The sequence below is a fragment of the Cupriavidus sp. 05T313 genome, assembly GCF_056396665.1.
Genome location: NZ_JBFTLX010000248.1, coordinates 1 through 10,358, shown reverse-complemented (window position 1 = coordinate 10,358; position 10,358 = coordinate 1). Strand labels below are relative to the sequence as shown.

The 10,358-nt window shown below is 67.3% G+C and carries 10 protein-coding genes; 4 read left to right on the top strand and 6 right to left on the bottom strand.

Translation table 11 applies throughout. The features are described from left to right. The first annotated feature begins 5 nt into the window (after nucleotides 1-5). Complete coding sequence (tssJ, locus tag AC1DKD_RS34070) at nucleotides 6-566, top strand: type VI secretion system lipoprotein TssJ (RefSeq protein ID WP_477144253.1); 561 nt, start codon at nucleotides 6-8, stop codon at nucleotides 564-566. 34 nt (nucleotides 567-600) lie between these two features. Beyond that, nucleotides 601-1,710, top strand: coding sequence for an AcrVA2 family anti-CRISPR protein (locus tag AC1DKD_RS34065; protein WP_477112139.1), 1,110 nt, complete (start codon nucleotides 601-603; stop codon nucleotides 1,708-1,710). Between the two features lie 84 nt (nucleotides 1,711-1,794). Here AC1DKD_RS34065 and AC1DKD_RS34060 read toward each other — a convergent pair whose 3' ends face one another. The 4 genes from AC1DKD_RS34060 to AC1DKD_RS34045 form a co-directional block, all read right to left on the bottom strand. Then, nucleotides 1,795-2,991, bottom strand: a complete 1,197-nt coding sequence (locus tag AC1DKD_RS34060) for an aminotransferase class V-fold PLP-dependent enzyme (RefSeq protein WP_441637078.1) — start codon at nucleotides 2,989-2,991, stop codon at nucleotides 1,795-1,797. Between the two features lie 26 nt (nucleotides 2,992-3,017). Then, nucleotides 3,018-3,491 carry a RidA family protein gene (locus AC1DKD_RS34055; RefSeq protein WP_477144252.1) on the bottom strand — a complete coding sequence of 158 codons (474 nt, stop codon included), beginning with the start codon at nucleotides 3,489-3,491 and terminating at the stop codon, nucleotides 3,018-3,020. A gap of 108 nt (nucleotides 3,492-3,599) precedes the next feature. Next, entirely contained in the window at nucleotides 3,600-4,520 is a 921-nt protein-coding gene (locus tag AC1DKD_RS34050) for a LysR substrate-binding domain-containing protein (RefSeq protein WP_441637074.1), read from the bottom strand. Nucleotides 4,521-4,598: 78 nt separating this feature from the next. After that, nucleotides 4,599-5,333, bottom strand: a complete 735-nt coding sequence (locus tag AC1DKD_RS34045) for a class I SAM-dependent methyltransferase (RefSeq protein ID WP_441637072.1) — start codon at nucleotides 5,331-5,333, stop codon at nucleotides 4,599-4,601. A 312-nt stretch (nucleotides 5,334-5,645) separates the two neighbouring features. Between AC1DKD_RS34045 and AC1DKD_RS34040 the strand changes: the two genes are divergently transcribed. Then, nucleotides 5,646-6,575 (top strand): LysR family transcriptional regulator, encoded by a 930-nt coding sequence (locus AC1DKD_RS34040; RefSeq protein WP_441637084.1) that lies wholly within the window; start codon nucleotides 5,646-5,648, stop codon nucleotides 6,573-6,575. A 10-nt stretch (nucleotides 6,576-6,585) separates the two neighbouring features. On the opposite strand, the gene AC1DKD_RS34035 is transcribed toward AC1DKD_RS34040, so the two are convergent. Both AC1DKD_RS34035 and AC1DKD_RS34030 read right to left on the bottom strand, forming a co-directional pair. Beyond that, nucleotides 6,586-7,587, bottom strand: coding sequence for a Bug family tripartite tricarboxylate transporter substrate binding protein (locus AC1DKD_RS34035; RefSeq protein ID WP_441637070.1), 1,002 nt, complete (start codon nucleotides 7,585-7,587; stop codon nucleotides 6,586-6,588). A gap of 49 nt (nucleotides 7,588-7,636) precedes the next feature. Beyond that, nucleotides 7,637-8,800: a M20 family metallopeptidase gene (locus AC1DKD_RS34030; protein WP_441637068.1), complete on the bottom strand. Its 1,164-nt coding sequence runs from the start codon at nucleotides 8,798-8,800 to the stop codon at nucleotides 7,637-7,639. Nucleotides 8,801-8,889: 89 nt separating this feature from the next. Here AC1DKD_RS34030 and AC1DKD_RS34025 point away from each other — a divergent pair, with 89 nt between their 5' ends. Further along, nucleotides 8,890-9,795, top strand: coding sequence for a MurR/RpiR family transcriptional regulator (locus AC1DKD_RS34025; protein ID WP_441637066.1), 906 nt, complete (start codon nucleotides 8,890-8,892; stop codon nucleotides 9,793-9,795). The last annotated feature ends 563 nt before the right edge of the window (nucleotides 9,796-10,358 follow it).

The following is a 10,358-nucleotide window of genomic DNA, read 5'->3' as shown; positions in this document are numbered from 1 at the left end:
CCCATATAGCTGGTTGCGGCGTGGGCCAGGCAGTCAAGGACAGCACGGTGGAGGCAGCGAAATGGGCCTTCACGACGCAGGTCAAGACCATGAGCCTCGATCTCACCAGCCGGCCGTCGTTAAATACAAACGGCGCCGGGCAATCGTTGTCGACGGTGGTGCGGATCTACCMGTTGAAATCGCCGCAGGCCTTTGAACAGCTGGGCTATGCGCGACTGCAGGCCGATGATCTCGAATTACTCAAGCCGGATCTGCTGGCGACCAAGGACGTCATCCTGCGCCCCGATGCGAGCGTGAGCTTGAGCGAGCCGATGCATGCCGAGGCGGAATATGTCGGGGTCATCGCGCTCTTCCGTAGCCCCGGCAAGGAGACGGTCTGGAAGCTGGTGGTGCCGAAGAAACAGTGGAAGAAGACCGATCCGGTAAGGATCGAGGTGCGAGGCAGCACGCTGGAGCTGGCGGGGGCCAGCTTTGATGGTTCCGGCGCAGTGGATGGCGGCGGCATGGGCAGACTAGCCACGGTGCAAGCGGCTGCTCGCTTGCCGATGTCACGGCTCGCGGGATGATACCGGTGCCGCTTTACTGATGAGGCGAAAGACGATGACGAATTCAATCAACGCAGCGCACGCACCGCAGCCGCAGGTGCCTGCCGCATTGCCGTCGGCATCGGGCGACGCAGCGAAGATGCATCCCGGTTACTGGCTCACGCACGTCGGCACCTGCTATCCCGGCCTGTTGGCGACAACGGACAAGTTGCGCGCCTTGCGTGATCCAGCGGCGCGGGGATGGCCTGACCACTACTACATTCCATACACGCTGCTTCGGAACATGATGATGCGCAGGCTCGGTCTGCGCCCAGGCGACCCGACGCCGAAGGGGCTGGTCACGCATTTGCAACTTGTGGCGACAATAGCGGCCTGGCGCGTGACGCAGGGGATTTACCGCATCGACCCGACGGTCTACGATGCCTTGTGCGCGACGCCCGTGACAGGGGAATTGCCCGCGGCGTTGTTGCGGCACTTGCCAGAATGGTGTGTTTATCTTGAGACGCCCGGCATGCACTGGGACGATCTTCTCGTTTACGGCGTCTTCGCCAACCTGTGTGAAACCAACACCGGCCGCGAGGTGCTGATGCTGCAGCTCAATTACACTGACGGCCTGCTCACCTGCCCGATCGATCTGACCCGCCGCACGTTGGGCGAGGCTATTCGCGGCATGTTTCAAAGCATGCGTGAGGACGGCATGGCGCCCGAACCAGATTTTGAGCGAAATATGCCGACGCTGCTGCCGCGTATTCTCTCGCTGCTCCTGTACCTGTGCAGCGAAGCCGCCGAAATCGGGGATGGTGCATCCCGGCCATCGCGGCCGGTGCCGAAGCGCACCAAGAAGGGGGTGCGCATGTTCGCCGCGCAGCGACCGGTGTGCTGGGACGTTGCCACGCGTCTGGGCGCCGCGCTGCGCCGTGCTGGCCGTGATGCCGCTGGCGATGCCGCCGGCGCTGGCGATGGTGCTGGGACTCATGCTGGCCCGCGCCCGCACATCCGGCGGGCACACTGGCACACCTACCTGAGCGGCCCGCGTGATAGCGCGAAGCGCACCTTGCGCTGGATGCCACCCATTCCAGTCAACGTCGAGACGCCGGACGATCTGGTACCCACGCTGCGAAGTGCTGGCACGGCGGACAAGGCGGGTGCCGGGAAGGGGGACTAGCGATGGGATCGCGGCCTGCGTGAGCGCTGACGCGAAAAGGGGGCCGTGAGATTGGATCGGCCTGGATATCGGGATACCGGCGCCCTAACGCACCAGCGCCCGCAAGCCCCCCAGCAATTTCCCGATCTCCGCCTCGGTGGTCAGGTAGCTGACCGAGGCGCGGGCAATCTGGCTGAGTCCGCGGGCGTTCATATCCAGGGGCGTATAGGCGGTACCGTTGCTGCCGATCACCACGCCCTGCGCCGCCAGGCTGCGCTGCACCGACACGGGGTCCTGGCCGGCCACGTTGAAGGCCACCAGTCCGGAGCGCTCGCGGCCTTGGTCCAGCACCGTCACGCCGGGTATTCCGGCCATTTGCGCGCGCAGCGCCTGTGCGGTGGCATCGATCCGCGCACGGATGTTCTCAAGGCCGATCTCCAACGCTTCCTGCAAGGCATTGGCCAGGCCGCAGCGCAGCGCCATCGATGCTTCGGCCGATTCAAAGCGGGCCGCGCCAGGCCGCAGGACGGGGTCGCCGTGCGCATCCAGCGGCGCGGAATAGGTGTCCACGAATGCCGGCGTCAGGCGGGGCAGGAAATCCTGCCGCACATAGAGCAGGCCGGTGCCCCTTGGCCCGCGCAGCGCCTTGCGGCCGGCGCCGCTCAGCACATCGCAGCCTACCTGGGCCACGTCGACCGGCAACTGGCCCACCGCCTGTGCGGCGTCGATGAAGTAGGGGATGCCGTGGCGCCGCGCCACCTTTCCGATGGCCGCGGCGGGATTGATGAGTCCGCCGTTGGCCGGCAGCCAGGTCAGCGCAATCAGGCGCACGCGGTCGTCCAGCATGGCCTCCAGCGCCTCGGGATCCACGGCGCCGCTGCTATCGGACGGAATGGCTTCGATCGATGCGCCCGCGCGCTGCGCCGTGAGGCGCATGGCGGCCAGGTTGCCGCCCCATTCGTGGCGCCCTACCAGGATGCGGTCGCCGGGCTGCCAGGATCCCAGTGCGGCAAAGGCGGCGCCCCAGCCGGGCGAATTGCCGGTGGTCAGGGCGATCTCCGCCGGCTGGGCGTTCAGCAACCGCGCGGCAAGGGTACGCGCGCGTTCCGTTTGTTCGCGGGCCGCCAAGCCGGCCTCCATCGGCCCCTGCGTGGCTTCGCGCCACAGGTGGGCGTGAATCGCTTCCAGCGTGGCCGCGGAGGGCAGCGAGGCGCCGGCGTGATTGAAGTGCGTGGTGGTCAGCGTGCCTGGCGCGCGGGCGCGCAGCGCCTCCACGGCGGCGGGGGTGAGGGGAGGGGGCATGGGGGTTCCGGTGAGGCGCGTCGGGTTCAGGGCTGGGTCAGCGAGATCACGGCTTCGACTTCCACGGCAACGCCGCTGGGCAGCGACGCAACGCCAACCGCGGCGCGCGCGTGACGGCCCGCCTCGCCGAATACCTGCACCATCAGGTCCGATGCGCCGTTGGCGATGGCGCTCTGGCGATGGAATTCCGGCGTGCTGGCCACGAAGACGCCAAGGCGTACGACGCGGGCCACGCGGTCCAGCCGGTCGCCCGTGGCGGCGGCAATCTGCGACAGGATGCCCAGCGCCGACAGCCGCGCGGCCTGCACGCCGTCTTCGTCGGAGATGTTGTCGCCCAGGCGCCCCAGGTAGGTGGGCTGGCCATCCTTGCGTGAGATCTGGCCGGAGATAAAGAGCAGATTGCCTTCCTGCACGAACGCCACGTAGTTGGCGGCGGGAKCGGCCGCGGATTCCAGGGCCAGGCCGAGTTCGGCCACGCGGGCGGAGATGGAGAGGGTCATGTCGGTTACGCCGGAGCGAGGTTGGAAAACGCCAATCCTATCGGCTTGGCCACGGCAGAACCAATCAATTCTCGGCCCGCATGCATGAGCAAAACTAATGCGTCGCGGCTAATGCGTGCCGTCCATCGGGTCGCGGACGGCGGTTTCGATGAGCCACGCACGGAATGCCGACGCGGCCTCGCTCAGCGGGCCGCGCGGCGTGACCAGCCACCATCCGATGCCGGGGTCATCCAATACCGCGCCGGGCAGTGCCGGCACCAGTGCGCCGCTGGCCAGCTGCTGGGCGATCAGGCGGTGCCGGCCCATCGCCATGCCTTGCCCGGCGAGCGCCGCTTCCACCACGATGTTGTAGTCGTGCAGGCGCACGGTCTGTGCCTGGCCAAGCGCCAGGCCGAAGCGGCGGGCCCAGGCGTCCCATTCGAACGGATGCCTGGCATGCGAGGCCAGGAACGGGTAGCGCAGCAGGTCCTGCGGCTTGCGCGGGCGGTCCGGGCCCGCGATCAGCGCGGGGACGCAGACCACCGACAAGCGCTCGGGCATGACCAGTTGCGCGTCCACGCCCGGCCAGGCACCCCGGCCGTAGCGGATCGCCACGTCCACCTCCCCGCCCGCCACGTCCGCAAGGGCGATATCGGGGCGCAACTGCAGGTCGATGCCGGGATGCGCCGCCGAGAAGGCCGGCAACCGCGGCGCCAGCCAGCGCGTGCCGAAGGAAGCCAGCAGCCCCACGGTCAGGGCCGTGCGCGCGCCGGCGGGGGCGCGGATCTGCTCGGTGCCCTGGCGCAGCAGCTCGAACGCCGCATGGACCTGTGCATAGTAAGCCTGCCCCGCCTGGGTCAGCGCTACGGCGCGGGTGCGTCGCTCGAACAATGCCACGCCGAGGTTTTCTTCCAGTTTCTGGATATGGTGGCTGACCGCGCTTTGCGAGACGAACAGCTCTTGCCCCGCCTGGCTGAAGCTCAGGCGTCTTGCGGCCGCTTCGAAAGCGCGCAGGGACACAAGGGGCGGCAGGGATCGCGCGGAACGCATGAGGCTAGGCGGAGGGTTTGGGGAGCCCGTTATGCTACGCCTTGTTGAGGGGAGGTGCTTGCGGGCGGGGGCTGGCTGCTACTGCAGGGTGGGCGCGGGCGGCATCGGCGCGGCCCAGCGATAAACCAGCAGGCGCCCCTTATAGGCCTCCACGCCGGGGGAGGCCGCGCGGTCCAGCTTTTCCTCGCGCATCAGGAAACCCTGCTCGACCATCTGCCGGTTGAAGGCCGGGCGGTTGCCGCGGTCGGGATCGACGATCCAGACCTCGACGGTGGGGCTGGCATGGCGCCCGATAAAGTGAGCCAGGCTGGCATTGGCATCGCGCTCGTAGAGCAGGTCGCTGCCGATGATCAGGTCGAAATGGCCATGGACGTAGGCGCTGGCCGGGCTCGCACCCTCGGCGGCGTCCTGTTCAGGCGCCGTGGCGCTCCAGTGCCCGTGCCGGTATTTCATCGGCGCCAGGCCATTTAGACGCACGTTCTCCGCCAGGAAGCTCGCTGCCATCGGATGGCAGTCGCTGGCGGTCATGTCGGCGCCGCGGCGGTGTCCCACCAGGCTGGCCAGGCCCAGGCCGCAGCCGATCTCCAGCACGCGTTCGGTGATATCCACCGGGCGCGCCGCCATGCGGGCAGCCAGGTGCGCGCCGGATGGCCACAGCAGGCCGAACAGCGGCCACATGGCGGAAGAAATGCCCATGCGATCGGCTTCGCCGAGGGGGTCGTAGTACTGCTGCTTATCCAGCAGCGAGCGAATGACCAGGTCGGCTACGCCGGCGACGGCAATGCTCTCTTGCTTGGTTTGATAGCCGGGCATCAAGGGGGGAAGCCAGGACGCCGGCTTCGCAATGGGGAGGGAGCGGGTCAGTATGCCCGAAAAGCACCGCAGCAGCGCGGAAACAGGCCGCAAATGCGCCGAAGTGCAGCGAAAAATGCGGAAGACGGGTTCCGGACGCCGTAGCGGCCGTGGGAATGTGCGGGAAAGGCCAGCCGCGGCAGACCTCTGTCGCGCCCAAGCCATGTGCGAGAATCCGCGATAAACAAAACATCGGATATTGTTGTCCACCTATTATCGGAGCTTATCGCCGTGACCATCCCATCCAGCGCGTCCATCCGCAAACGCCTGCGTATGCGGCACCTGCAGCTGATGCTGGCGCTGTCGGAGTCGCCCTCGTTGCGCCAGGCGGCGGAAGGGCTGGCGCTGACCCAGCCGGCGGCCACAAAGTCCTTGCAGGAATTGGAGGATGTACTTGGCGTATCGCTGTTCACGCGCCACGCACGCGGGCTGGACCCCACGGTGTCGGGCAAGGCGGTGATGCGCTACGCGCGGGTGGTTTTTGCCGATATGGACGAGTTGCGCGAAGAACTGGTCGCCATCCAGGCCGGCGATGTCGGCAAGGTGCGCGTGGGCGCCGTGATGGCGCCGGCGCCGGATTTGCTGACCCGGGTGATTGTCAGGCTCAAGCAAGCGCATCCGCGCCTGCACATCATCGTGCAGATCGATACCAGCGATGTGCTGGTGCACGCCCTGCAGCAGGACCAGATCGATATCGTGCTGGGCCGCATCCCGGATGGCTGGCCGTCGGAGGAGCTGTCGTTCGAGACGCTGGGGGAGGAGGCGCTGTCCATCGTCACCCGCGTGGGGCATCCGGCGGCGGAGCACGGCAAGCTGAAACTGGCCGCGCTGACGGAATACGCTTGGATCATCCAGCCGCACCCCAGCCCGATGCGCCAGATCATTGACCAGACCTTCCGCGAGAACCGCGTGCCGCCGCCGGTGAGCACGGTGGAGACGTCGTCGATCCTCACCACGCTGTCCGTGCTGCGCGAATCCGACATGCTGGCCGTGCTGCCCACCTCGGTGGCCCGCTACTACGAAGACCTGAACATGATCGCCACGCTGCCGGTAGCCCTGCATGGCCGGCTTGCGCCCTATGGCCTGGTGCTGCGCAAGAGCCGCCCGCCCACGCCGGCCATGCAGCTTGTCATCGACATGCTGCGCGCGGGCGGAGTGGGCGGAATGGGTGAGACGGGCGGGCAGGCCACCGTCAGGCCCTGATCCCGCGCACTCACTCCGCCGAGATCCTGGCTCGCCGGACCACTTCGCCGTAGCGCTGCATCCGCTCGGCCATCATCCGCTCGAAGGCGGCTGGCGTCATCTCCTCGGGCGGGAACACGCCGCGCGCGCGCAGGGCCGTCTGCATGGCGGGGTCGCTGGCGGCCTGGCGCACCGCCTGGTAGAGCTTCTGCACCACCGGTTCGGGCGTGCCGGCAGGCGCGGCAATGCCTGTCCAGGAACTCAGGTTGAGCTGCGGATAGCCCAGCTCGGCCATGGTCGGCACATCGGGCAGCTGCGGCAGGCGCTGTTCGGAAGCCACCGCCAGCGCGCGCACCTTTCCTTCCTTGATGTAGGGCAGCATGATGACCAGGTTGTCGAGGATGAACTGGACCTCATTGCTCAGCACGGCCGTGATCAAATGCGTGCCGCCCCGATAGGGAATGTGCGTGGCATAGATGCCGGTGCTGGCCTTGAGCATCTCCACATTCAGCTGGCCCATGCTGCCAACCCCGCCGCTGCCGTAGTCGAGCTTGCCCGGGTTCTTTTTCGCGTAGGCGAGGAACTCCGCGAAGGTACGCACGGGCAGGCTCGAGTGCACCACCAGGGCGTTGGGCTGGCGGCCCAGGATGGCGATGTTCTCGAAATCCTTGATCGGGTCGTAGCCCAGCTTCGGTTGGGTCAGCGGGTTGGCCAGGTGACTGCTCTGGGAGGACACCACCAGCGTATAGCCATCGGGCTTGCTGCGCGCCACCGATTGCGTGGCGACCGAGCCGCCCGCGCCCGGGCGGTTGTCGACGACCACCGGCACGCCGAGGATGCGCGAGAGCGGCTCCGAGTACTGGCGGGCCATGATGTCCACCGAACCACCGGGCGGAAAGGGCACCACCAGCGTGATGGGGCGCGAGGGATACGCGCCTTGCGCTTGCGCGGCCAGCGGCGCGGCACACGCGAGCGCGGCTACGCTGAGGCCGGTGCGGAGGAAATGGCGGCGAGAGAATGGCACGTTCGGCATGGCAGTGTGGTGAAGGTAGTTAAAGTCGGATGCAGGGAAGTGCCTCGGCTCACCGCAGTGCGAGGATGGCTAGCGCTACCGCCTGCGCGCGCGGCACGAAGGTGGCAAGCTCGCAGTACTCGCGCACGGTGTGCGCATGGCCGCCCACCGGGCCGGTGCCGCACAGCGTGGGCGTGCCCACCGAGGATGTGAGCCCGCTGTCGGCGGCGCCGCCGGTGAATTCGCCCTCCACCGAGAAGCCCAGCTGCTGCGCGCCGCGCTGGTACAGCGCCAGCAAGTCCGTGGGTGTCTGGGTCATCGGCCGGGTGCGGCGCATGTCGGTGATCCGGCCCGTGGTACGCGGCAGCGATTCGGCCTCGATGATGGCGCGTATCTGCCCGACCAGCGCGTCGATGTCCGTGTCGGCGGTGAAACGCACGTCGAGCTCGGCCTGCGCATGCGGCGCCACCATGTTGGGCACGATGCCGCCTTTCACGCAGCCCACATTGGTGGTGATGCCCAGCCCGGCGTCGGTCAGCGCATGCAGCGCCAGGATCTTGCGCGCGAGCGCGTCGATGGCGCTGGCACCCTGGGCATGGTTGACGCCCGCGTGCGCGGCCACGCCCTCTACCTCGAATTCCACCACCATCGACCCCTTGCGCCCGGTCACCAGGTTGCCGCTGACGCGGCCGGGCTCGGCGTTGAACACGGCACGCGCGCCGCGCGCCACGTCCATGATCCGCTCGCGGGTGGCGGCCGATCCGATTTCTTCGTCGCAGGAAAAGAAAAGGCGCACTGGCAGGGCATTGCCGCCGCAGCGCGCCAGGGCCTCGGCCACGAACACATTCATCACCAGGCCCGATTTCATGTCGGCAACGCCGGGCCCGTAGGCAAGCCCGTCTTCCACGCGGAAGGGACGGCGCGCCGCCGTGCCGGCCGGAAACACGGTGTCCATATGGCCCATGAGCAGGATCGGCGCGCCATCGCCGGCGCCGGGCACCAGCGCATCCAGGCACACGCCGTAGCCGGGCACGGCATGCAGCGTGACCGCAATGCCGGCAGCTTGCAGGTGTCCGCGCAGGACCTCTGCCACGGCCGTCACGCCGGCTTCCTGCCGGCTGCCGCTGTCGATGTCCACAATGCGCTGTAGCAGCGCCTGCATTTCGGCCTGCTGGCCACCCAGCCAGTCGATCACCTCGCCCGCCGCGTTGGCAAGCATCTCGCTATCCGCCATATACCCCCGCTCCTTCCATCGTGTGGAGATGATTCATGTATTGCAAAAGTGCTATGATCATGCAATATGCATTGCAGCGTGTCAACGCCATGAAAAATCGACAGGAGCTCCCTCAACACAGCGCCACCCTGCTTGAGCGCCTCGCGCGCGAGGCGGCCACGCTGACTATCCGCGAGCACGCGCTGGCCGATGCACTGGGCCGCGACTATCCGCATGCGCTGCTGGAATCGGCCACCTCGCTTGCCGCCCAGCACGGCACGAGCGCCTCGACGGTGGTGCGCCTGTTCGCCAAGCTGGGYTATGCCAGCTATGCCGACGCCCAGCGCGAGGCGCGGGCCAGCGTGACGGCGCTCCTGCCCACCGCGGGCCAGCGCGCGCCGGCCACGATCGGTGGCAAGCGCACCTTGCGCGCCTGCGTGGACGACGCGCTGCTGCACGACCAGCACAACCTGGCGGCCACCCACGAAGTGCTGGACATGGCGGCCTTCGAGGCGATCGCGCGTCTGCTGGCCGAACCGCGCGGGCGGTTGTTCGTGCTGGCGCAGAAAAACAGCGCGCCTGTGGGGGCATGGCTGGCGCTGCATCTGAACATGTGCCGGCCGCAGGTTCAGGAGTTGGGGGCCGGAGCGGTGACTGCCACGGACGCCATGCTGTGGGTGGAGCCCGAGGACGTGCTGCTGACGTTCAGCATCCGCCGCTATTCCAGCGCGCCGGTGAGCATCGCCCGTGCTTTCCGCGAGCGCGGTGCGCGGGTGATCGCGATTTGCGATAGTCCGGCTGCGCCACTGGTGCCGCTGTCGCATCATCATCTGCTGGTGCGTACGGGTAATGCTTCCCCCTTTGATTCCTATACGGCGGCCTTCTTCCTGTGCAATGCGCTGGTCTCGGCGGTAGCGCAATTGCGTCAGCCTTCAGTCATCAAGGCGTTGCAGCGGCGTGATGCGCTGTGGGAAGCCTTTGAGGCGGATCCTGTTGAGGGGGTGAGGCGGGGGTAGGCTGGTGTTGGCGTCRCCGGCGATTTCTCCGCTTAGGCGGGGTKGGCGTTTTTGGTGGGGTTTTATTGCTTCTAGCTGCTGKCGCGGCTGTACGGGGTTGGCCGTTTACGCACACGGAGGTGTCACTTTTCTTTACTCGTAAAGAAAAGTAACCAAAAGAAAGCGATCCTTGCAGGAGGCTGGCKTGTCGGGSTTGCGCAGCCCATTGGWTTCGTYGTCAGGCCCCGGGYTKTAATAGCCTCATGCCGTTACCGGTTTGAATGRCCACGATCCTGCCAATGGCGCTGGTTYCGTAGTGAGGCCCCCGGTAGSGGCTCCSTGCCCATTCGCCCATCTGCCGGTACCGGCAYGGAGCATCACGAYMYATCACGCCGTGATGGTTTCGTGGTGGGGTGGGCGCGGTGAAGAAGGTCCTGGTCCTAGCAATCCSGTGCCACCGCGCCCACGACGRAAACGGGGCRCYTGCAACYTCGTGGCCGTCCGCGCCGCGAGCGACAGACGGCCTGAAATTCGCGGTGGCCGCTACCGGGGGGACCACCACGAATCCCTGGGCATTGGCTGGG